Below are 21288 nucleotides of genomic sequence, written 5' to 3' on the forward strand. Positions count from 1 at the left end.
TGCTGTGCGACTGATCACAGCAGTGTACGGGCAGGCAGCGCAGGAATTTATAGTATATCTGCCATATACTGTGGTTTTTAAGACAGGCAACGCCCATGTACCAGATTGCCGCCCTGCTCTACCCCCGGGCCCTGGCCACCAGTATCACCCTGCCGCTGGAAATCCTCCACGCCGCCGGGCAGATCGCCCGGGTGAAATCCCGGCTCAGTCCCGGTGTCCGTCACACCCTGGCCGCGGCCACCGGTGCGCCGGTGACCCTGTTCGGCGGCCTGACCCTGAGCCCGGACAGCAGTTACCGGGAATTGCCGGCGCTGGACCTGCTGATCATCCCGGCGATCTGGCGCAATCCCGCAGCGGCGATCAACAGCACCCGGAAGTGGCTGCCCGAGCTGGCCCGGATCGCCGCCAGCGGCACCCGGGTCTGCGCGGTGGGCACCGGTACCTGCCTGCTGGCCGAGGCCGGGCTGCTGGACGGCAAGCCCGCCACCACCCACTGGAACTACCTCGAGCGCTTTGCCCGGGACTACCCCGGGGTACAACTGAAGAGCCGTCACCTGATTACCCAGAGCGACAATATCTACTGTGTCGGCAGCGTCAATTCCATCGCCGACCTGATGGTCCACGTGGTCGAGGACTGGTACGGCAGCGGGGTCGCCCGGGCGGTGGAAAACCAGTTCTCACCGGAAATCCGCCGCCCTTTCCGCGCCGCCGCCTTCCAGACCGAGGGCGTGCAGAGTCACCACGACGAAACCGTGCTGGAAGCGCAGCAGTGGTTTCAGGACCGGCTGGCGGGCAGGCCCACGGTACAGGCAGCCGCCAGCGAGCTGGGCATCAGCGCCCGCACCCTCAATCGCCGCTTCCGCCAGGCCACCGGACTGTCCCCCCAGGCCTGGTTGCAGCGACTGCGGGTGCAACAGGCCCGGGAACTGTTACGCCACAGCAACCTGTCGCTGGCGGAAGTCGCCTGGCAGGTGGGCCTGCAGGATGTCAGTCACTTCGGCAAGCTGTTCCGGGAGCAGGTGGGCATGACCCCCGGCGCCTACCGGGAAGCGGTTCGCGGCAAGCTGTTCGCCACTGAGCGCGCTTGAGGAAAACAGGCGCCTGTGGCTAAATGGGCGCCCTTTTTCAAGCCTTACCCCGGAATATTATGAGCCAGGAAACCGTAGTCATTGTCGATGGCGCCCGCACCCCCATGGGCGGCCTGCAGGGCAGCCTCGCCGCTGTGCCCGCCCCCGAGCTCGCCGCGACCGCGGTTGCCGCGACCCTGGAGCGCAGCGGTGTCGAAGCCAGCGCCGTGGACGAGGTCTTCATGGGCTGCGTGCTCCCCGCCGGGCTCAAGCAATGTCCCGCCCGGCAGGCGGCAATCGGCGCCGGTATTCCCGTTGCCGCCGGCGCGGTGACCGTCAACAAGGCCTGCGGTTCCGGTATGCAGGCAACAATCTACGGCTACGACTCCATCCTTGCCGGCACCAACAAGGTGGTAATCAGCGGCGGCATGGAAAGCATGAGCAACGCCCCGCACCTGCTGCCTCCGGGCTCCCGCGCCGGCCTGCGCACCGGCCACGGCCAGATTTTCGATCACATGTTCCTGGATGGTCTGGAAGACGCCTACACCGGCCGTGCCATGGGCAGCTTCGCCCAGGAAACCGCCGACGCAAGAGGCCTGACCCGGGAGCAGATGGACGCCTTCGCCGTCGAGTCCCTGACCCGCGCCAAGCGCGCCATCGAGGACGGCTCACTCAAGGCGGAGACTGCGCCGGTCACCGTGCGCACCCGCAAGGGCGAGACCGTCGTGGCAGACGACGAGCAGCCGCACAAGGCCGCTATCGACAAGATCCCCAGCCTGCGTCCCGCCTTCGCCAAAGACGGTACCATTACCGCCGCCAACGCCAGTTCCATTTCCGACGGCGCCTCGGCGCTGATGCTGATGGCCGGCAGTGAAGCCAGCGCCCGCGGCCTGAGCCCCATGGCGACCATGGTCGGCCATGCCCGCCACAGCCAGGCCCCCGGCGAATTCACCATCGCCCCCATCGGCGCCATCAACAAGCTGCTCGACAAAACCGGCTGGAGCGTCGCCGACGTGGACCTGTTCGAGATCAACGAGGCCTTCGCCATGGTGACCATGCTGGCCATTGACGAGCTCGGCCTGGATCACGCCAGGGTCAATATCCATGGCGGCGCCTGCGCCCAGGGCCATCCCATTGGCTCCACCGGCTCCCGCATCATCGTCAGCCTGATGTACGCGCTGCGGAAACTGGGCAAGAAACGCGGCATTGCCGCCCTGTGCATCGGCGGTGGTGAAGCCACCGCTGTCGCTATCGAACTCAACTAAAAGGTAACGGCCATGGCCCTGTCCAGCGTACCGGACATTCTCGACGACATCCGCGCCGGCAAAATGGTCATCCTCATGGATGACGAGGACCGCGAAAACGAGGGTGACCTGATTGTTGCCGCCGAGGCAGTGACGCCGGAGATCATCACCTTCTTCTCCAGCGAGGCCTGCGGCCTGATCTGCATGCCCATCACGGAAGAGCGGGCCCGCCAGCTGCAGCTGCCGCTGATGGTGCGCGACAACCGCTCGCAGCACGAAACCAACTTCACCGTGTCCATCGATGCGGCCGAGAAAAAGGGTCCCGGCATCAGCTCGCTGCAGCGCGCCCACACCGCACTGACCGCGGTGGCGGCCAATGCCAAACCCTCGGACATCAACCAGCCGGGGCATATTTTCCCGCTGGTGGCCAAACCCGGCGGCGTCTTGCGCCGGGCCGGTCACACCGAAGCCGGGGTCGACCTCGCGCGCATGGCCGGTTTCGAACCGGCGGCCCTGATCGTGGAAATCATGAACGAGGACGGCACCATGGCGCGCCGCCCCGAGCTTGAAGTGTTTGCCGAGAAGCACGGCCTGCGCATGGGCACCATCGCCGACCTGATCGAGTACCGGGCCCTGCACGAGCAATCGGTGGAGTTGAGAAATTCCAAAACCGTGGACACCGAGTTCGGCCAGTTCCAGCTGCACACCTTTCTCGACCTGATTGACGATACCGTGCACTACGCCATGACCTGCGGCGATATCGACGAGTCCGAGGATGTGCTGGTGCGGGTGCAGTCCCTGAACACCCTGCGCGATGTGCTGGCGACGCGTATCGAGGGCTCTGAAGGCTGGTCCTACCGCCGGGCCATGGCGGCGGTTGCCGCCGAGGGTAAGGGTGCGGTGGTGCTGATTGGCCAGGAGACCACCCCGGAACAGGCGCTGGCGGAAGTCGTGCAGTTCCCCGAACCACCCGTTGTGCCCGGCCCCGCCGATTCCACCGGGCAACAGAACTACCGGGTGATCGGCACCGGCTCACAAATCCTCAAGCGCCTGGGCGTGGGCAAGATGCGGCTGATGTCGGCGCCCATACACTTCAACGCCCTCTCCGGTTTCAACCTGGAAGTGACCGACTTCATCGAGCCCTGACCGGGGCTCCGCTGCTTATTCCTCGATAGTTGCCCGCCGGATTTCCTGGGCGTCGCGGTCGATCTCACAGAACGGCATATCGATCCAGCCGCTCTCGGAGTACAGGCGCGTTGCGTCGGCGTAGTGCGGCGAGGCGGGGTCGGTCGACTGCGAATAGGTGAGCACCGCATTGGCGTCGGGACAGTCGCTTTCATCCCAGCTCACCGCCTGGATGTAACTGTTGCCGGCGCGCACATTGGAATAACCCTCGCCCTCGACGAAGCCCGCGCTGATCACGCTGAACAGCATGGACCCGGAACCGCCGGGAATCGGGATACGCTCGCCATTCTTCTCCACAAACTGTACCTCGCCCCAGGGTGCATCCAGGGCGATGCCGTTGTCCTCGAACAGCGCGACCGCGTCCGCCAGCCCCTGGCGCACAGTTTCCACCAGAGCCTCATTACCGGTATTCAGGGTGTTGGGGGTGTTCACCGGGTCGGTGGCATCGAAGGGCACCGCCCACAGATTGCCCTGGCTGCCTATACGCTGCCACAGCTCGTAGAAGATATGGCCGCCGACACTGTCGATCTGGTGGCGCTTGTCCCAGGCCGCCAGCACCTCGCAGGCCTGGGCCATGGTGGCATCGGAGGCGCCGTAGGGCGACCAGTCGCCGACCGCCTCGCAGATTGCGACCACGTCGTCATTGACCAGCTCCGCCGCGTGGTTGCGCGCCGAGGTCAGGATATCGCGCACCTGCTGGTTGCCCAGGCCGTCGCCGTCGACATCATCCTCACCGGCCAGGCGCTGTTCGGCCTGCACGAAGGTAAGGCGGGTGCGAATGGTCTGCGGGTATTCCTCGGGGCCTATGGCCCGGCTAAACCCGGTGAGCAGGTTGCGCGGGTTCGGCAACCAGTAGCTGTCGTTGGCGTTGGCCGCATAATCGGTGGTGCGCAGTTTCGGCAGCTTGTCAAAACCCAGCACGTTCTCCGGCGCGCCCTCATCGTTACCCAGCTGGCAGTCCGGGTCTGAACCGTCCAGCGTCACGATACCGGCCACCGCCAGGATGGGCGTGGCAATGGGGCCGCGCACGCAGCTGTCGATCAGCTGCTGCGAGGCATTGGGCACGGTCGAGATGTCGCCGTAAAAACCCTCGCCGCTGCGATCGGCGGCGATGGTGTTCACCCAGGGAATTCCAATGGTTCTGGTGGCCTCGAGAATGTCGTCCAGGCTCTCGGCCTGGCCAAAGTTAATCCAGTTTTCCAGGCCGCGCAGGTTTTCCTGGTTGACGTCGTTGAAGGCGAAGATGGTGCCATTGAAGGTGGGCCAGCCACCGAATGCCGCCAGCTGGTTGCCGAGGTCGGCGATGGTGCCGAACTGGCTCTGGTAGAAGGTGTGCTCCACGGTCTGGCCCTCGCCGTCCACAGCACTGACGGTAACCGGCTCGAGATCAACCAGCTCATCCCCGAAATAGTACTGCAGGGGGTTGTCGGGATTGATTTCCAGCTCATGCAGGGTGAAGCGGCGCGCGGTGGATACGGTATGGCTCCAGGCCGTATCCTTGTTGAAGCCGATGTTGGCCAGCGGGATGCCGAACAGCCCCGCGCCCATCACATCGTATTCACCGGGAATGGTGTAGTGGGCCATGAAGAAACGGTTGATGCCCTGCCAGGGAAAATGCGGGTTGCCGTAAAGCACACCACTGTCGATACCGGCGGCGTCCCGGCCTATGCCGTAGGCGTTGCTGCCCAGCACCTCGGTGGCGGGAAAGCCAAAACCGGCCAGCAGTTGCTCGGGCGAAGTGGCGGCAATCTGGGCCAGGGCCTGTTCCCGCAGCGGCGCGGACACCGGCGCCAGCGCGGCAACGCTGTCAGCCGGGGGTACCGCCGCCACCAGTTCCCGGTGGAAGGGATCGGCGGAGGCCCGGAGGATGGTCTTGTGGCCGGACTTCAGGGCGTCTTCCAGCGTCACGGGCCTGACCCAGGCCGCACCGCGGCAACCCTCCTCGCCTTCGGCCAGGTTGTCGACACCGGTCTCATCCAGGTAGCGGGAAATCCCGGCGGCGTAGCCGGCAAACAGGGCCAGGCCCCGCTCGCTCATCTGGGCCTTGACCCGCTCGATAGCCTCGTCCGTGTTGTAAAGTTTCATCACGAAGTCGAATTCGAGGTTGCCATCCTCGCCCAGGTACTGCGCCGACTGGCCATTGGCCCGCACCACGTCGCGCATGTAGGTACAGAAATTCTGCTCGGCAAAGGCGTAGCCGGCGCCGTAACCCAGGCCACCCCAGTCCTCCGCGTTGATATGCGGAATACCGTACTCGGTCCAGACGATGTCCGCCCGGTAGGTCAGCTCCGGTTCCGGTGGTTCTACCGGCGGGTCCACGGGACCGGGGCGATCCGAATCCGAGGAGTCACTGCAGGCGACGACGGCAAGAGAAAAAAGGGCGATCAATGGCAGCCGGAGGCTGCCGGAAAGGGAACGGCTCAAGGTAGGCACCTGTATTTATTAATGTAAATCGTTATTGCCGGCATTCTACCCCGCCAGCCGCCGCATTCCTACTCGCGACGGCAAGCAGCACCAGTCCAATCCGGCCACCAGCGGGTATATTGTGGCCAGCTCAGCGCTGGCGGAAATTCGGCGGCCGCTTTTCCATAAAGGTGGTGATCGCCTCGATATTCTCGGCGGATCCCGCCTGCCGGGCCATGGCCTGCTGCTCCGCTTCCATGGCGGCATATATGGCCGGCAGGTGGTGCAGTCTCAGGCTGCGCTTGATCTCACGCAGCGAGTTCACCGGCCACTGGGCGATTTCCCGCGCCTTCGCCAGGGCGTGCGCCTGCAGCTCCGCTGGCGGCAGCACAGCGGCCACCATGCCCTGCGCCAGTGCCTTGTCGGCGTCTACCCACTCGGCGGTATAAAACAGCTCCGCCGCTTTCTGGGCGCCGATATTGGCCTGCAACATATAGCTGCTGGCCCACTCCGGTGCCAGGCCGAGGCTGGCGAATGGCAGGCGCAGGCGCAAGGTATCGGCGGCATAGACGATGTCGGCATGGAACAGTATTGTCGCCCCGCCACCGACTGAGGCGCCCTGCACCGCCGCCACCAGCGGTTTGTCGAACTCGGCAACGGCCAGCGCTGCCGCGTTGAACAGGGCCTGGGGGTCGACGTCCTGGTCGCCGAAGCTGGCGAGATCGACGCCGGCACAGAAATTGTCGCCGGCGCCGCACAGCAGGACGCAGACCACGGCATCGTCCCCGGCGGCGGCGCGAAAGGCGTCGCGAATGCCCGCCCACATGGCGTTATTGATGGCGTTGTTTTTCTCCGGCCTGTTGAGGGTGATAACCGCGACGCCGTCGATGTTTGCGCTGCTGATGAGATCCGTCATGCTGGGCTAGTCGTGGAAGGTAACGGTGTCGGCCAGGGCGGCGCGCTCGGTGACACAGCGGTTCGCCGGCTCGTCCGGGTCCGGATAACCAAAAGAAATACCGAACAACAGCTTGTTGGACGGGTCCACCGCCAGCGCCTCCCGCACCAGATCCACCTGGAAACTGAGGGCGGTTTGCGGACAACTGCCGAGGCCGTGGGCGGTCATGGCCAGCATCAGGGTCTGGGCGTACATGCCCAGGTCGGCCGCTTCACGCAAGCCGAATGGTGCCGGGAGAAACAGGAAGGCCACATGGGGGGCGCCGAAAAAACTGAAGTTGCGCATGAACTGCTCATGCCGTCCGGCCTTGTCGTCACGGGCAATCCCTGCCGCGTCGTAGAGCGCGGCGGCGGCGCCGTACTGCCTGCTTTTGTAAACGCCCTCGTAGCTGCCGTCGTAGGGAAAATCCATGCTCATTTTCCCGGCCACGAACTGGCCGGGCATCTCCTGGCGCAGGTACTCCAGTTTGGCGCCGGATACCACATGCACCTGCCAGGGCTGGGTGTTGCAGTTACTTGGCGCACGCTGGGCACAGGCAAACACCGCTTCCAGCGTGGACTGATCCACCGGCTGTGGTAAATAACCGCGCAGTGAACGGCGCTGGTTGACGATGGCGGTAAAGGTCTGGCTCAAATCATCTGACATGGTTACTGCTGCTTTGTCTCTGGTTGGGGGCGCCATTATGGCCACCGATCAGCTACCGGTAAACCGGGCCGGGCGCTTTTCCTTGAATGCGCGCATCCCCTCCCGGGCATCGGCGGATGCGAACACCGGGCCCGCGAGCGCATCGGAGGCCTGCATCGCCTGCTCCTCCGGCATGCACTCCTGGTGCTCGCGCAGCGACTTCACCACCGCCTGGACTGCCAAAGGCCCATTGCTGCAGATCTTGCGGGCATAGTCTTTCGCCACCTCAAGGCTGGTGCCGGCGGGAACCACCTTGTTGATCAGGCCGAAGTCCAGCGCCTGCCGGGCAGTGATGTGCTCGCCGCACAGCAGCATCTCCGCCGCCAGGCAGTAGGGAATCTGCCGGCGCAGGCGAATCGTGGAACCGGACATGGGATACAGGCCCCGCGCCACCTCGGTGACCCCGAAGATGGCGTCCTCCGCCCCCACCCGAATGTCGGTACCCTGGAGTATTTCCGTGCCCCCCGCCAGCGCATAACCTTCAACGGCGAGAATCAGCGGTTTGCAGGGCCGGTTGTCGCGCAGCAGCGCCTGCCAGTGCACATTGGGCACCTCGGCCATCAAGGCCTTGAACTCCTCGGTGGCGCGCTGCTTACCCTCGGCTCCCGCTTTCAGGTCCATGCCCGCGCAGAAGGTATCGCCGTTGGCGGTGAGAATGGCACAGTACAGGTCGTCGCGCTCGTCCAGCAGGCGCCAGGCCTTGTACATACCCAGCAGCATCTCCGGGCTGAAGGCGTTCTTGGCCTCCGGGCGATTGAGGGTGACGATCAGGACATTGCCCTGCTGTTCCACGAGGCAGTTTTTGGTGCTGATAGCGAGTTCGGGCATGTGTGGTTTCCGGTGTTTGGGTGTTCAGGTATTCGGGTTGTTATCCCACCCTGTGGCTGCCCGCCAGAGCGATGGCCAGGGCTTTCGGGTAGGCGGGCTTGCCGCTGGGGGCGCGGGGCACCTCGTCCACCACGTGCAGTTCCTTTGGCAACTTGTAGCCGGCGATGTGCTGGCGGGCGTCTTCGCGCACCTGCTCCAGGCTAAGGGGGCGGGCATCGCGCAGCGACACCACGGCGGCGACCTTGCTGCCATAGCGCTCGTCCGGGGTGGCCACCACCAGGCAGTCGAATATCGCCGGGTTGGCCTTGAGCGCCTGCTCTACCTCCTCCGGGAAAATCTTCTCGCCGCCGCTGTTGATACAGTTGGAACCGCGACCGTAAACAGTAATGCTGTTGTCTTGCTCCAGCCGCGCCTCGTCGCCCAGCAGCAGCCAGGGCTTGCCATCCACGTCGACGATGGTTTTGGCCGTCTTGGCCGGGTCCTTGTAGTAACCCACGGGTATATGCCCGCTGCGGGCGAAAATACCCATTTCGCCCGCGGCGACGTGGGCATGGGGCTCGCCCTCCCGATCGCTGATGACCGACATGAATTCACTCTTGCTGACGTTGCCCAGCCCCTGGCCCTGCCTGCCGCCACCATCCATGCCCATGCTGCCGCTTTCGGAGGAACCGAAGGAGTTGGTGATGAAAACGTTGGGGAAATGTTTTTTGAAAGCGTCCTGCTTGGATGCGGAGAACACGGCGCCGCCGGAGCCAACGCTGAACAGCGAACTCAGGTCCCAACGTCCCGGATGGGCCTCCAGGGCATCCAGCAGGGGCACCGCCATGGCGTCACCGACAATGGAAATTGAATTGACCTTCTCCGCGGCGACGATATCCCACACCTGTTCGCCCACCAGCGAGTGATGGGGCGACAGGATCACGGAGTTACCCGCCAGCAACTGGATACAGGCGTACCACCAGCAGGCGCCATGCATCAGCGGCGCCAGCGCCATGCCGACGATCGCGAAATCGCCGATGCGCTCGACGATCTGCTCCGGTTCGCTGATAGCGCCATCGGGGTGGAAGAATCCCCCGCCCCCCATGGCGGCAAAAAACACCGCCTTGTGCGGCCACATCACGCCCTTGGGCATACCGGTGGTACCACCGGTGTACAGAATGAACAGGTCGTCGTCGGCCCGTTCGGGAAAATCCCGTGCCGCGCTCTGGCCTGCCATCGCCTGCTCGTATTCCACTGAGTCCACTGCTGCGGGATCAGCGCCGGAATCGTCGTCGACGTAAACCAGGGTCTGCAGGCCGGGAACCTGATCGCGAACATGGGCGATGTGGGGACTGAACTCCCGGTTGTGTATGCAGGCCACCATGTCGGCGTTGTCGAAAATGTACAACAGCTCCTCATCGACATAGCGGTAATTGACATTGATCGGCACCGCGCGAATCTTGAAGCAGGCCAGCATCCCCTCGAGGTATTCGTTGCAGTTGTAGAGGTACAGTCCCACATGATCGCCGGGACCAACGCCCTTTGCGGCGAGGTAGTGGGCCAGCCGGTTGGCCCGCTGCTCCAGCTGCAAGTAGCTGGCGCGCTGGTCGCCGCACACCAGCGCATCCCGGGACGGCACCTTGTCGGCGACCATCTCGTACATATCGGCAATATTGAAGTGCTTCTTCATAAGGGCTGCCTATCCTTTCTCCGCACCGACAATCCACATGGCATAGAACTGGGCACCGCCGCCATAGGCATGGCCCAGGGCGAGTTTTGCGCCCTCCACCTGGTGCTCTCCGGCGTCGCCGCGCACCTGCCGCGCCGCCTCGGCAAAGCGAATCATGCCCGACGCCCCAATGGGGTTGGAGCACAGCACCCCGCCGGAGGGATTCCAGGGAATATCGCCGTCCTCGTCCAGCGAGGTGGCACCCGCCATGGTCAGCTTCCAGCCCTCGCCCTCGGCGGCGAAACCGAGATTTTCCAGCCACATGGGCTCATACCAGCTGAAAGGCACGTAAACCTCGGCGCAATCCAGGTCCCGGCGCGGGTCCGTGATACCCGCCTGCTGGTAGACATCGGCGGCACAGTCCCGTCCCGCCTGCGGATTGACCTGGTCACGGCCGGCGTACATGGTCGGCTCCGAGCGCATGGCCACGCCGCGGATCCAGGCCGGCGGTTTGACTGCCGCGTCCGCCAGTTCCTCGTTGGCAATGACCATGGCGCAGGCGCCATCTGACGAGGGGCAGGACTCGAGGAAACGCAGCGGGTCCCAGAGCATGAAGGATTCCTCCACCTCCTGCATGGTGATATCGGGCTTTTGCAGGTGCGCGAGGGGATTGCGGGCGCCGTGCAGGCGGTCCTTGACCGCCACCTTGATGCCCACGTCATAGGGCGCGTTGGCGCGGCGCATGTACTCGCGGATGATGGGCGCAAAGTAACCGCCGGCGCCCGCATTGAGGTGGGTGGAAAATGGCTGTGGCGTCGACAACGCCCACATGGCATTGGATTCAGACTGCTTTTCATAGGCCACGGTAAGCACCCGCCGGAAGCTGCCGCTCTGCACATGGGAGGCTGCCACCAGCGCAGTGGAGCCGCCCACCGAACCGGCGGTATGCACCCGCAGCATCGGCTTGCCGTTACAGCCCAGGGCGTCGGCGAGGTAGATCTCGGGCATAATCACGCCCTCGAACATGTCCGGCGCCTTGCCGATGATCACCGCATCGATATCGTCCCAGCTCAGCTCGGCATCCTGCAGCGCCCTTACCGCCGCTTCCCTCACCAGTCCTGCCATGGAGACATCGTCGCGCTTGGTGGTGTACTTGGTCTGGCCAATACCGACCACTGCTGCCAGGTTCGCCATTATGCTTTCTCCACGACAGTAACGAGATTGTGCTGCAGGCAGGGGCCGGAGGTGGCGTGCGCTATACCCCGCTCCGCTTCCCCGGCAACGATGCGGTTAAATACCTCCCCGACCCGCGCCAGCCCCGAGGCCATCATCAGGTTGCCCGCCAGCACACCGCCGCTGGGGTTGATACTGGTCTCCTCGCCCAGCCCCAGCGCCCGGCTTAACACCAGCTCCTGGTGGCTGAAGGGGGCGTACAGTTCGGCAACATCGACCCTGCCGGCACCCATCCCCGCCGCCTCGGCGGCGAGCCGGGTAGAGACTGAATCGGTCAGGTCGCGCATGCCCAGGTTGTGGGTTTCCATGCGGTGGTCTATGCCGGTGATCAGGGCATGGGGCACGCCCCACTCCCGGGCCTTCTCCACGGTGCAGATGACCATCGCCGCTGCACCGTCGGAGATGGGCGCGCAATCCGACTTGCGCAGCGGCGACACATAGCGATCCGCGGCCAGCAGCTCATCGGCGCTGATATCAGCCGCCAGCTGCGCGTTGGGATTGGCCAGTGCGTTGCGCCGCGAGCGCGACACGACTTCCGCCATATCGCGCTCGGTGATGTGGCCGCCCTCCAGTAACAGGCGGGCCTGCAGCGCGGCCAGGGAGATAGTGTCTATCCACAGCGGCGCCAGGTAGTAGGGATCCAGCTGCTGTGACAGGACGACGGGTAATTCACCGGGGGAGGACTTGCCGAAACCATAGACCAGCGCCGACTCGGCGTGGCCCATGCGAATTTTCAGGATCGACTCGTACAGTGCCCAGGCCGCATCCATTTCCACATGGGATTCCTTGATCGGCGGTACCGCGCCCAGCGCGTCCACCCCGGCGACAAAGGCGAATGCCGCGCCCTGCAGGTAATCACAGCTGCCGGAGCAGACGAAATCCACATCCTGGGCATTGCTGATGCCCAGCTGCCGGTAAACGGCGGCGAGCACCGGCATGATCAATTCCACCTCGTTACAGGCGCCCACGTCAGCGAAGGCCCGCGACTGCTGGTAGGCGACGATTGCAATCTCCTTCATCAGCTCAGCCCTCCCAACCGCTTACCGGCAGTTTGCCGATTTTCTCCACCGGCACATCGGCTTCGTCGATGGGCTTGAAGTAACGGATATTGTCCATGGCGTAATCCCACTCGTCTTCCGGCTTCCACACGGCCTGCACCCGCTGGCCGATGTGGACTTCCTCGTTGACGCACTCATCCATCAGGTGAATAAAGGAGATATTGGCACCATCGGCCACCAGGTTGGCGACGATAAAAGGCGGCTTGATAGGGTTGCCGGGAATGGGTATGTGGACAATGGTGAAGGACTCCACGGTCGCTTTGTCCGACAGGGTCACCTCTTCCTCGGTGGGAACGCCGCAGGCCGCGCAGGAGCCCCGTGGCGGCACGTACACCTGCCGGCAACGGGGGCAACGCTGGCCGGTTAATACCCCTTTCTTTACCTGGGTCAGGAATCGCGCGGGGGCAGCGCCGGCAGTGAAATTGTACCTGAGGTAAACCGGGGCCTCGATACCGGTGACCGGTTCCTGTTGCTCGCTCATTGCCTATGCCTCCTGCACCAGTTCGAAACCGTTGATGTCGGTAATAAAACCCGTGGTCTGCTCGGCCCAGCGCACCCGCACCCGGGCGCCGGTGCTGACATCGCTTTCCCGCTCTGCGCGCACCCAGTGCACCATGGGCACATCGGCGCCATCCAGCCGGATCATCGCCCAGGCAAAGGGCTGCTGGCTGGGGTGGGCCTCGCGGGGGGCACTGACCCAGGCAAAGCTGACGATCTCACCAGCCTGGCCCACCTCGACAAATTCACCCAGCGCCTCCGCGGTATCCGGGTCATACTCCATGGGCGGCACCACCACCCGGCCATCGCTGGCCCTGATGCCGACGATGTTGCGCTTGCGCAACTCGGTAAAAAAACGCCCGACCACCGGCCCGGTTGAGCGGGTGTAGGTGAAGCCCAGTTCAAAGGACTGGTTCAGTAATTCCGCTTGTGACACAGACCCTGCCTCCCATGGGGAAAATATTCGCTGAACAGGAGTATCAGTGAGATGGCATATTCGCTCAATGACCCAGCGGATCAGCTGTGAGTGACATTTCAGATCAGTATGGTGAACCAGCGCGGTTTAACCGGAACCGGGTATGGCAGGGACGCAAATTTGCCCCATAATGCCTGCAATGACTCAACACCGAGGAAAAATGCATGTCTGTTTCAGCTTCAGGTTACTTGCGCATCGGCGCCACGGACGTCGATGCATGGATGGATTTCGGCACCGGCGTTCTCGGCCTGATGGATGCCCGGCGTGAAGATGCCGACGGCGCCCGCTTCCTGCGCATGGACGATCACCCCTTCCGACTGATGATTGAACCGGCCGCGAGCGATGGCCTGATCGCCACCGGCCTTGAATTCCCCGACGAGGCGGCGTTCAGGCGCACCTGCGAGGCTGTCGCCGAGGCCGGCCATGAAGTCACCCCGGGCTCTGCCGAGGATGCCGCCAGGCGCTGTGTCACGGCCTTTGTCACCACCACCGATCCCTCGGGCAATGTCCTCGAGCTGTACTGGGGCCGGGAACTGGACTATCAGCCCCTGGCCTCGTCCCAGGGCGTGGCCGGTTTCGTCACTACCTTCCAGCAGACCGGCGACCTGGGTTTTGGTCACCTGGTGCTGCCGGCGGCGGAGTTCGATGCCACGTCTGCGTTCTATACCGATATTATCGGCATGGGCATTACCGACATTCTCTACCCCCCGGGTATGGAGGGGGCGAAAATCCACTTTATGCACGCCAACAACCCGCGCCAACACTCCCTGGCGCTGTTCAACAATCCCCACCCGCTGGGCGTTGTCCACATCATGGTCGAGGTGGAAAGCATGGATGAAGTCGGCCGTGCCATGGACCGGGCCAAGGCCGCTGGCGCCCATTTCCTCGCCACCCTGGGCCGACATGTCAACGACAACATGTGCTCGGTTTACCTGCTGGCCCCGGGCGGCATTGCGGTTGAGTACGGCTACGACGGGCTATTGATCGACTGGCAGAACCATATCGCCACGGTGAGTACCGAAGGCGACCTGTGGGGCCACGAGTACAGTTTCCCGGGCGTTAATTAAAGGCTGAACCCCGGGGCCTGCCGCTACTCCTCGCGCCGGGCGTTGGCCAGGGCCTTGTCGGTAATCTGGTTCACCAGGTTGATGATTTTGGCGACGAGTTCCTCGTATTCGGGGAACTCGTGCACCAGATGGTTGAAGTTGTGCGCCCGCTTGACAATGCGGCTGAGGATTTCGATCTCACCCTCATCCAGGCTGTGGCCACTGTCCACCTCCGCTTCCAACTGCAACAGGAAACGCAGGCGGTACTTTACAAACTGCTCGGCCAGCACCTGGGAGACGCCGGTTTCATCCAGGTCCTCGTTGCGGTGAAATTCCGGCGGGGTAAAGTCCTCGTCTTCATCGTCCAGGAATCGATTGCTCACGTTTCACTCCTCGCCGGCGGTAGTGACGGCTGCAAGACTGGTGGCACTTACTGCTGCACTTCGACAGTGACCGGGATCCAGCGGTTGAGTATGTACTGCAGGGTGCCGTTGCCGCGCATCAACTGCAGCGCCCGGTTCAGCTCCGCTGCCAGGGCCCCGTCATCCTTGCGCACGGCCCAGGCCAGCATTTCCTCGGTCAGGGGGGCGTACAGACTGATCAGGTCGTCGTTTTCCATGCTGTTGGCCAGCTGCCAACTGGTGGGAGCGTCGTGAATGTACAGGTCGATCAGGTCGTTGCGTAGAGCGGCAAAGGCCTGTTCGGTATTGTCAAATTGACTGACCTCGGCGTCCTGCAACTCCCGTTCGGCAAAATCGGCACCGGTGGAACCACTCTTTACCCCGATTCTCACCCCCTCGCGATAAACCGCCCAGGGCTGCGAGTAGCGCCCTACCTTGCTCTTGTGCATGATGGCCATCTGGCCCACCCGCAGATAGGCGTCGGTGAACAGCACCTGGGCACTGCGCTCGGCGGTGACGCTGAGCCCTGACATCAGCACATCGACCTTGCCCGCCTGCAATGCCGGCAGCAGCTGTTCCAGGGGGATTTCCACGATCTCCACCCGGCGCGAGAGAATTTCACCCACGGCCGTGGCATTGTCCGCTTCGATCCCCAGATAGCGCCCATCCTGCTTGAAGTGCAGGGGCGGATAATCGGCCGACATCCCCACCCGCAGGGTTTCCGCCGCCACGAGCATCGACGGCAGGAACAACAGGCTGGCGATGACCAGGAATCTTTTCAACATGTGAGGTGCTCTCCAGAACCAGACGCGACAAACGAATGGGAAACTGTATCACCCCTGCCTCTCAGGCCAAGGAAAAATTGTGTTTGTGATGCAATAGCCGGCTTGGGCATACCCCGCCGGTGGCGTAGAATGGCCGCATGACAGCCACAGTGTACTCAGCATGACAGCACCCATTGCCCTGGACCGAGCCCTGATCGAGGCCTGGCTGGACGAAGCGCGAGTGGAATACTACACCTGCGACCACTGCGAGGGCCTGCACCTGCAGTCCCTGCAGGACATCGAAGGCATTATCGACAGCCGCCTGTTCCTGGAACCCTGGGGCCTGCTGCTCACTACCGAACTGGAAGTGCGGCCCATGGCGCTACTGCCCCTGGCCGCCGACCTGGGCCGCCTCAACATGGACTACCCGGCCCTCAAGCTGTTCCAGGACGTGGTGGACGATGCCACCCCGCAACTGGTTATCGCCGGCACCCAGCTCGCCGGGGCGGGGCTGACCCTGGAGCAGTTTGCCACTTTTGTCGCCACCACTGTGGCGGCGACGCGCCAGGTGAGCACCGAGTGCCGGCAACTCAACTACCTGTTCGCCGAGGCAAAACCGGGGGAACACCCCGGCCCCACCGCCATTCACTAGCGGGTCCGGAAGCCGGCCAGCCCGAAACGCTTGGCCATCATCCGGTCGAACACCGCAATTGGCAGCAGGCGCTTGAGCATTACCAGGCTGAAACTGCCCTTGCCGCCGCGAATCACCGCCGGGGGATTCTGTCGCAACAGCTTGTCGACGACCGGACTGACAAATTCATCCGTAGGCGTCGCGCCCTGCTGCCCGGCCTGCGCCCGCGCCTGGATGCCGGCCTCCATGGGCTTGAACAGGGAGTCTTCCGGCAAGCGAATTCCCTCCTCCGCGTGATCACCGAAGGATGAGCGCACCCCACCGGGCTGTATGGTGATGGTGCGGATACCAAAGGGGGCCAGTTCCATTCGCAGCGCGTCAGTGACCGAATGCACGCAGGCCTTGCTGGAGCAGTAAGCCCCGGCAAAGGGGGTGGTGAACAGGCCGACGATGCTGCCGACATTGACCAGGTCTGCCACCCCGTTGCTGGCGACCGCCTTGCGCAGCAGCGGCATGGCCGCGCGGGTCACCGCCACCACCGCAATCACATTGGTTTCGTATTGCTGTCGCAGGTCCTCCCGCTGCAAATCGATGATCGCGCCGACCTGGGAAAAGCCGGCATTGTTGACCAGCATGTCCAGCTGCCCCGCCTCGGCTTCCACGCAGCTCATGGCGGCGGCGATACTGCTGTCATCATTGACATCCAGGGCCAGGGTGCGCAGGCCCTGCTGCTCGAGATCCTGCAGGGTCTCGGGCCGGCGTGCAGTGGCATAGACCTGCATGCCGCGGCGATGCAGCTCCAGGGCCAGACTGCGGCCAATGCCGCTGGAACAACCGGTGATCAATACGCTGCGTGTCATTTACAAGAACTCCTGGTTTATAAGATCTCAATCCGCTTGTTGCCATTGCGCGCGCCGGGACCAGTCGCGGGGCGACTCCCCGTACCAGCTGCGGAAGCTGCGGCTGAACGCGCTGAGCTTACTGTACCCCAAAACCAGGGCCAGTTGGGTAAGCTGCATATCACCGCGACGCAGGTGAAAAGTGGCGATTTCCCGACGTACGCTCTGCAGGATATCGCGAAAGCTGCACTGCTCGTTTTCCAGACGCGCCTGCAGCGTACCCGGTGTGGTGGCCAGGCTCGCGGCATTGGAGGCGCGGGCCATCAGCAGGCCGAAGTGTTCCGCCCCGGTCTGCCTGGCGGCCAGATGCAGGAGCCGCATGTAGTTGCCATAGGGAAGAAACACGCCCGGCACTGTGAGCACCTCGAGCGCCACGTCTGCCGCTGCCAGCAGTGGCCTGGCCTCTGCACCCAGCAGGGCGACCGTGTCGGCAAAGTGCTCGAGAATACCGCCGCGGATGTAGGGCTTCATCAAGCATTCCCGGAACGGGTTAACCTGCGGGAATTGTCAAAACAGCTTCGCAAATTGTCAAGCGAAAAACCGTGGGCAGCATACAATACCGCGCTGAATTGCCATCACTCTTGATATCTAACATTAACAAGGAGTATCGCTGATGACCGCGCCCGTGAAATCGCCGCTGGAAATGTTCTACCAGTGGGAACAGCAGACCCCGGACAAAATTTACCTGCGACAGCCCCGGCAGCTCGAGTGGTCTGAGTACACCTGGGCCCAGGTCGCTGACCGGGTGCGCCGGGTCGCCGGTTTCCTGAAATCCAGGAACTACCCCGCCGGCAGCCGCATCGGCATCTGGTCGGCCAACAGCATGGACTGGCCCATCGTCGATCTGGCGATCATGCTTGCCGGACACATCAGCGTGCCCATTTACCCCGGCCAGGATATTGAATCGGCCAATTACATCTTCAACCACAGCGAAGTCAGGCTGGTTTTCTGTGGCTCCTTTGACCAGGCCGTCCGGGTCGACGAGGCCCTGGTGGACGGCATGGAAACAGCGGCCATGCTCGGCTGTGCCATCGATGCCGATATCAGCATGGAGGCAATCCTGGACCAGTTTGAGCCCGTTACCGAGTCACCGGTACCGGACCCGGAGGATATCTTTACCATTATCTATACCTCGGGCACGACCGGTAACCCCAAGGGGGTCATGCACATGCACCAGACGCCCGGCCATGTGGTCCCTGGGCTGGCCGCAACCATGGGCATGAATGAACAACCGAACGAGCTTTTCTCCTTCCTGCCCATGTCCCACGCGGCAGAACGTATCATCGTTGAAATGACCAGCCTCTACGCCAACGCCAGTATTTCCTTTTCCGAGAGCCAGCAAACCTTCGGCGACGAGATACGCTCGGTGCAACCGACATTCTTCTTCGCCGTGCCCAGGCTGTGGGTGAAGTTCAAGGAGGGCATCGACGCCAAAATTCCCCCTGCGCTCCAGGCCGACCTGTCCGAGGAGCAAAAACAGGGCGTGGCCCAGGCGCTGGGTTTGAGTCGCGCGCGCTTTATCCTGACCGGCTCCGCCCCCTGTCCCACCGATGTCCAGGACTGGTTCCTGTCCATGGGTATCGCCCTGCGTGACGGTTACGGCATGACCGAGAATTTTGTCCACGGCGTTGCCTGGACCAGGGATGACAAACCGGTCTCCGGCTGCGTCGGCCAGCCCATGGCCGACTCGGTTCAGGTGCGGCTGTCAGACAGCGGCGAGATTCAGTTCAAGAGCAAGGGCCTGATGAAGGGCTACTACAAGAATCCGGAAAAGACCGCCGAAGTATTCGACGATGGCTGGTACTGCACCGGCGACTCGGGCAGATTCGACGAAGATGGCAACCTGTGGGTCACCGGCCGGGTCAGCGAGGTATTCAAGACCACCAAGGGCAAGTTCATCGTGCCCATGAAGCTGGAGTCCAGGTTCGGCAGGAACCATAACCTGGCCCAGTTCTGCTGCATGGGCCACGGCCTGGACGCCCCGATCATCCTGGCGACGCTGTCGGAACCTGGCCTCAGCCGGGACCGGGAAGAATTGCGCGCGGAACTGGGCGCACTGCTCGATGAGATCAATGCAGAGGTGCCCCCCTACGAGCGCATCTCGCACATCTTCGTCTGCGACGAGTGGACAATTGAAAACGCGCTGCTCACCCCGACCATGAAGCTCAAACGCAAGCACATCGAGGATCACTACCGGGAACTGGTGCGCCAGCACATGGACTCCGATAGAGTGCAGTTTCTCGACTGAATTGACAGCTGATAGAGAGATCACCAGGTACCGGTGCCAGCAAAACCACACCGGTTTTGCTGCAGCAAACCACCGGCACTGTTACCCTTCGTGTTGAAAAAGCGTCTGAAAGAGTTTAAGCATATGCAAGCCTTCGCCAATAGCTACGAACCGGAACACATCGAGTGGGCCAGAATCTGCAACCAGCCGGGTGATCCCTTCGAGGGGATGAAACTGGACTACGAGTACAGCCTGCTGGGCTACGATCTCGCCGCCGGCAAACTCGATATGATGATGAGGTTCAGCCCGGAGGGCGGCTACTGCGAACCGCACAGTCACGTCGCCGCGACCACGCTGTTCATCCTCCAGGGCGAACAGCACCTGAAGGAGCAACTCCCGGACGGCGGCGAAAAGACCATCGTCCGCAAAGCCGGGGAGTACGCCATCACCGGACGTGATGCCCTGCCGCACCTGGAAACCGGCGGCCCCGAAGGGGCGGTGATTATGCTGTCGATGCAAACCGGGACTGGCGTTCTGTTTGAGGCCTTCGACCCGCAATTCAACAAGCTGTTCGACTTCACTATCGAGGACATGGTCGCCCGCTGGGAGAATCGCCATCCCTAGCGCTTGCGGCCGTGCACGATACGGTTTTTTGTAGCAACAACCCGGGCGCCAGGCCCCACTCACCGCGCTCGGAAAGGGGTTGAAACTAACACCTATTAGTCTATAGTAAAGCGCAGAACTACTACCCGGTAATACGCCATGAGCAACTGCCCTTTCGCCGATTTCAAGAACATGATCGACCCCGATACCTATGCCAGCGGCATGCCCTATGACGAACTGGCCCGCATCCGCGCGTCCGGCCCCATCCACTACATGGACGATCCCACCCGCGGGGTACCCTACTGGCTGGTCACAGGCCGGGACGAGATAGACTTCATCTCCAAGAATCCGCAGCTCTTCTCCAACCAGGCCCGCACCGCCCTGGCCGATGAGTTCACCCAGGAAGAGATCGATACCATCCAGAGCAATATGACGATCAACATGGACCCGCCCCGGCAGATGAAATCCCGCAAGATCGTGCGGGCGACCTTTACCCCGAGGGCGGTCGACTCCTACGAAGCACGTTTCCGCGAACATGCGAAGAACATCGTCGACAAGGTCGCCTCCCGCGGGGAATGCGAGTTTGTCGAGGAAGTGGCGGCAGAACTGCCGCTGCTGGCAATCCTCGAGTTGTGCGGCATTCCCGCCGAGGACCGCAAGGACTTTTTCGAGTGGACCAACACCATGATGTTCAACCAGGACTCGGACATGGCCGTCGACCAGGAAGCGGCGCAGATCGCCTCCTTCCATGTTATCGAGTACGCCATGAAACTGGCTGCCGAACACAAGGAGAACCCCAAGGACGACATCATCGGCGCCCTGCTCCGCGGCACCGAGCGCGAGGAGGGCCTGAACGAGGACGAGTTTGTCTGGTTCTTCCTGATGCTGATTGCCGCCGGCAACGAATCCACCCGCACCGTCACCAGCCACGGCATGCGCCTGCTGATGGAGCACCCGGACCAGCTCGAGTACCTGGTGCAAAACCCCGACAAGATCCCCGGCGCCTGCGAGGAAATGCTGCGTTATAACACCGCCTTCATCCTCATGCGCCGCACGGCGATGGAGGACGTGGAGATTGGCGGCCAGCAGGTCCACAAAGGCGACAAGATTATTCTCCACTACCACACGGTCAACCAGGACGAGAGCATTTTTGGCGAGGACGCCATGGAGTTCGACGTGCGCCGCGCCGAGCGCATGCCCGACCTCTACAACCAGCACCGCGCCTTCGGCATCGGCCAGCACTTCTGCCTGGGCACCCACCTGGCGAGGCTGGAAATGCGGGTAATGTTCGAGGAAATCATCCCCCGCCTGCGCCACCCGAAACTGGCAGGGCCGGTCGAGTACACCCGCTCCAGCCTGGTGAACGGCATCAAGCGCATGCCCATTACGTTTGACCCGGAGACCAGGACCGGGGCACACGCCGCCTAGCCCGACCCGGT

21 protein-coding genes are annotated in these 21288 nt (G+C 63.0%); 8 read left to right on the forward strand and 13 right to left on the reverse strand.

Annotated elements, in window-relative coordinates; all coding sequences use genetic code 11:
- Positions 1-95 precede the first annotated feature (95 nt).
- Genes DWB85_RS03970 through ribB form a run of 3 tightly spaced genes read left to right on the forward strand, consistent with a single transcriptional unit; the run spans position 96 to position 3457 of the window.
- Entirely contained in the window at positions 96-1088 is a 993-nt protein-coding gene (locus DWB85_RS03970; RefSeq protein ID WP_117952900.1) for a GlxA family transcriptional regulator, read from the forward strand.
- Between the two features lie 59 nt (positions 1089-1147).
- Positions 1148-2332 (forward strand): acetyl-CoA C-acyltransferase, encoded by a 1185-nt coding sequence (locus tag DWB85_RS03975; RefSeq protein WP_117952901.1) that lies wholly within the window; start codon positions 1148-1150, stop codon positions 2330-2332.
- Positions 2333-2344: 12 nt separating this feature from the next.
- The gene (gene ribB, locus DWB85_RS03980) at positions 2345-3457 is read left to right on the forward strand and encodes a 3,4-dihydroxy-2-butanone-4-phosphate synthase (protein WP_117952902.1); all 1113 of its coding nucleotides are present in this window, start codon (positions 2345-2347) and stop codon (positions 3455-3457) included.
- Positions 3458-3472: 15 nt separating this feature from the next.
- Here ribB and DWB85_RS03985 read toward each other — a convergent pair whose 3' ends face one another.
- From DWB85_RS03985 to DWB85_RS19630, 9 genes are all read right to left on the reverse strand, one after another.
- Positions 3473-5920 (reverse strand): penicillin acylase family protein, encoded by a 2448-nt coding sequence (locus DWB85_RS03985; protein ID WP_162845996.1) that lies wholly within the window; start codon positions 5918-5920, stop codon positions 3473-3475.
- A 130-nt stretch (positions 5921-6050) separates the two neighbouring features.
- Positions 6051-6815, reverse strand: a complete 765-nt coding sequence (locus tag DWB85_RS03990) for an enoyl-CoA hydratase-related protein (RefSeq protein ID WP_117952904.1) — start codon at positions 6813-6815, stop codon at positions 6051-6053.
- 6 nt (positions 6816-6821) lie between these two features.
- Positions 6822-7499: a nitroreductase gene (locus tag DWB85_RS03995; RefSeq protein ID WP_117952905.1), complete on the reverse strand. Its 678-nt coding sequence runs from the start codon at positions 7497-7499 to the stop codon at positions 6822-6824.
- 48 nt (positions 7500-7547) lie between these two features.
- Positions 7548-8366: a crotonase/enoyl-CoA hydratase family protein gene (locus DWB85_RS04000; RefSeq protein WP_117952906.1), complete on the reverse strand. Its 819-nt coding sequence runs from the start codon at positions 8364-8366 to the stop codon at positions 7548-7550.
- A 40-nt stretch (positions 8367-8406) separates the two neighbouring features.
- Positions 8407-10035, reverse strand: a complete 1629-nt coding sequence (locus DWB85_RS04005) for an acyl-CoA synthetase (RefSeq protein WP_117952907.1) — start codon at positions 10033-10035, stop codon at positions 8407-8409.
- Positions 10036-10044: 9 nt separating this feature from the next.
- Positions 10045-11208 carry a thiolase domain-containing protein gene (locus DWB85_RS04010; RefSeq protein WP_117952908.1) on the reverse strand — a complete coding sequence of 388 codons (1164 nt, stop codon included), beginning with the start codon at positions 11206-11208 and terminating at the stop codon, positions 10045-10047.
- On the reverse strand, positions 11208-12266 hold the full coding sequence (locus DWB85_RS04015; RefSeq protein WP_117952909.1) for a lipid-transfer protein: 1059 nt from the start codon (positions 12264-12266) through the stop codon (positions 11208-11210). The genes DWB85_RS04010 and DWB85_RS04015 overlap by 1 nt, the downstream gene beginning before the upstream one ends.
- Before the next feature lie 4 nt (positions 12267-12270).
- Complete coding sequence (locus DWB85_RS19625) at positions 12271-12786, reverse strand: Zn-ribbon domain-containing OB-fold protein (protein ID WP_117952910.1); 516 nt, start codon at positions 12784-12786, stop codon at positions 12271-12273.
- Positions 12787-12789: 3 nt separating this feature from the next.
- Positions 12790-13239 (reverse strand): Zn-ribbon domain-containing OB-fold protein, encoded by a 450-nt coding sequence (locus DWB85_RS19630; protein ID WP_239017209.1) that lies wholly within the window; start codon positions 13237-13239, stop codon positions 12790-12792.
- 203 nt (positions 13240-13442) lie between these two features.
- On the opposite strand from DWB85_RS19630, the gene DWB85_RS04030 reads away from it, so the two are divergent.
- Positions 13443-14345: a VOC family protein gene (locus DWB85_RS04030; RefSeq protein WP_117952912.1), complete on the forward strand. Its 903-nt coding sequence runs from the start codon at positions 13443-13445 to the stop codon at positions 14343-14345.
- Between the two features lie 23 nt (positions 14346-14368).
- Here the strand turns inward: DWB85_RS04030 and DWB85_RS04035 are convergent, their stop codons facing one another.
- Both DWB85_RS04035 and DWB85_RS04040 read right to left on the reverse strand, forming a co-directional pair.
- Positions 14369-14707 (reverse strand): hypothetical protein, encoded by a 339-nt coding sequence (locus DWB85_RS04035; RefSeq protein ID WP_117952913.1) that lies wholly within the window; start codon positions 14705-14707, stop codon positions 14369-14371.
- A gap of 47 nt (positions 14708-14754) precedes the next feature.
- The gene (locus DWB85_RS04040) at positions 14755-15510 is read right to left on the reverse strand and encodes a transporter substrate-binding domain-containing protein (protein WP_117952914.1); all 756 of its coding nucleotides are present in this window, start codon (positions 15508-15510) and stop codon (positions 14755-14757) included.
- A gap of 160 nt (positions 15511-15670) precedes the next feature.
- Between DWB85_RS04040 and DWB85_RS04045 the strand changes: the two genes are divergently transcribed.
- Positions 15671-16141, forward strand: coding sequence for a type III secretion system chaperone family protein (locus DWB85_RS04045; RefSeq protein WP_117952915.1), 471 nt, complete (start codon positions 15671-15673; stop codon positions 16139-16141).
- On the opposite strand, the gene DWB85_RS04050 is transcribed toward DWB85_RS04045, so the two are convergent.
- Positions 16138-16980: an SDR family NAD(P)-dependent oxidoreductase gene (locus DWB85_RS04050; protein WP_117952916.1), complete on the reverse strand. Its 843-nt coding sequence runs from the start codon at positions 16978-16980 to the stop codon at positions 16138-16140. The two genes, DWB85_RS04045 and DWB85_RS04050, sit on opposite strands and share 4 nt — an antisense overlap.
- 27 nt (positions 16981-17007) lie before the next feature.
- Positions 17008-17490, reverse strand: a complete 483-nt coding sequence (locus tag DWB85_RS04055; RefSeq protein ID WP_117952917.1) for a helix-turn-helix domain-containing protein — start codon at positions 17488-17490, stop codon at positions 17008-17010.
- A gap of 142 nt (positions 17491-17632) precedes the next feature.
- Between DWB85_RS04055 and DWB85_RS04060 the strand changes: the two genes are divergently transcribed.
- From DWB85_RS04060 to DWB85_RS04070, 3 genes are all read left to right on the forward strand, one after another.
- Positions 17633-19267 carry an AMP-binding protein gene (locus DWB85_RS04060; protein WP_117952918.1) on the forward strand — a complete coding sequence of 545 codons (1635 nt, stop codon included), beginning with the start codon at positions 17633-17635 and terminating at the stop codon, positions 19265-19267.
- A gap of 123 nt (positions 19268-19390) precedes the next feature.
- Complete coding sequence (locus tag DWB85_RS04065; RefSeq protein WP_133300560.1) at positions 19391-19870, forward strand: hypothetical protein; 480 nt, start codon at positions 19391-19393, stop codon at positions 19868-19870.
- Between the two features lie 138 nt (positions 19871-20008).
- A complete protein-coding gene (locus tag DWB85_RS04070) occupies positions 20009-21277 on the forward strand; it encodes a cytochrome P450 (protein WP_117952920.1) in 1269 nt (422 codons plus the stop codon).
- Positions 21278-21288 lie beyond the last annotated feature (11 nt).

This window comes from Seongchinamella sediminis (assembly GCF_003457605.1).
In the GTDB taxonomy this organism is placed as follows: Bacteria; Pseudomonadota; Gammaproteobacteria; order Pseudomonadales; family Halieaceae; genus Halioglobus; species Halioglobus sediminis.

Coding starts and splice junctions, on each gene's coding strand:
- DWB85_RS04050 (WP_117952916.1), bottom strand. CDS start 16,980: ATGACACGCAGCGTATTGATCACCGGTTGTTCCAGCGGCATTGGCCGC.
- DWB85_RS04055 (WP_117952917.1), bottom strand. CDS start 17,490: ATGAAGCCCTACATCCGCGGCGGTATTCTCGAGCACTTTGCCGACACG.
- DWB85_RS03975 (WP_117952901.1), top strand. CDS start 1,148: ATGAGCCAGGAAACCGTAGTCATTGTCGATGGCGCCCGCACCCCCATG.
- DWB85_RS19625 (WP_117952910.1), bottom strand. CDS start 12,786: ATGAGCGAGCAACAGGAACCGGTCACCGGTATCGAGGCCCCGGTTTAC.
- DWB85_RS03970 (WP_117952900.1), top strand. CDS start 96: ATGTACCAGATTGCCGCCCTGCTCTACCCCCGGGCCCTGGCCACCAGT.
- DWB85_RS04060 (WP_117952918.1), top strand. CDS start 17,633: ATGACCGCGCCCGTGAAATCGCCGCTGGAAATGTTCTACCAGTGGGAA.
- DWB85_RS04030 (WP_117952912.1), top strand. CDS start 13,443: ATGTCTGTTTCAGCTTCAGGTTACTTGCGCATCGGCGCCACGGACGTC.
- DWB85_RS04045 (WP_117952915.1), top strand. CDS start 15,671: ATGACAGCACCCATTGCCCTGGACCGAGCCCTGATCGAGGCCTGGCTG.
- DWB85_RS04065 (WP_133300560.1), top strand. CDS start 19,391: ATGCAAGCCTTCGCCAATAGCTACGAACCGGAACACATCGAGTGGGCC.
- DWB85_RS04070 (WP_117952920.1), top strand. CDS start 20,009: ATGAGCAACTGCCCTTTCGCCGATTTCAAGAACATGATCGACCCCGAT.
- DWB85_RS03995 (WP_117952905.1), bottom strand. CDS start 7,499: ATGTCAGATGATTTGAGCCAGACCTTTACCGCCATCGTCAACCAGCGC.
- DWB85_RS04040 (WP_117952914.1), bottom strand. CDS start 15,510: ATGTTGAAAAGATTCCTGGTCATCGCCAGCCTGTTGTTCCTGCCGTCG.
- DWB85_RS04005 (WP_117952907.1), bottom strand. CDS start 10,035: ATGAAGAAGCACTTCAATATTGCCGATATGTACGAGATGGTCGCCGAC.
- ribB (WP_117952902.1), top strand. CDS start 2,345: ATGGCCCTGTCCAGCGTACCGGACATTCTCGACGACATCCGCGCCGGC.
- DWB85_RS04015 (WP_117952909.1), bottom strand. CDS start 12,266: ATGAAGGAGATTGCAATCGTCGCCTACCAGCAGTCGCGGGCCTTCGCT.
- DWB85_RS04000 (WP_117952906.1), bottom strand. CDS start 8,366: ATGCCCGAACTCGCTATCAGCACCAAAAACTGCCTCGTGGAACAGCAG.
- DWB85_RS03990 (WP_117952904.1), bottom strand. CDS start 6,815: ATGACGGATCTCATCAGCAGCGCAAACATCGACGGCGTCGCGGTTATC.
- DWB85_RS04010 (WP_117952908.1), bottom strand. CDS start 11,208: ATGGCGAACCTGGCAGCAGTGGTCGGTATTGGCCAGACCAAGTACACC.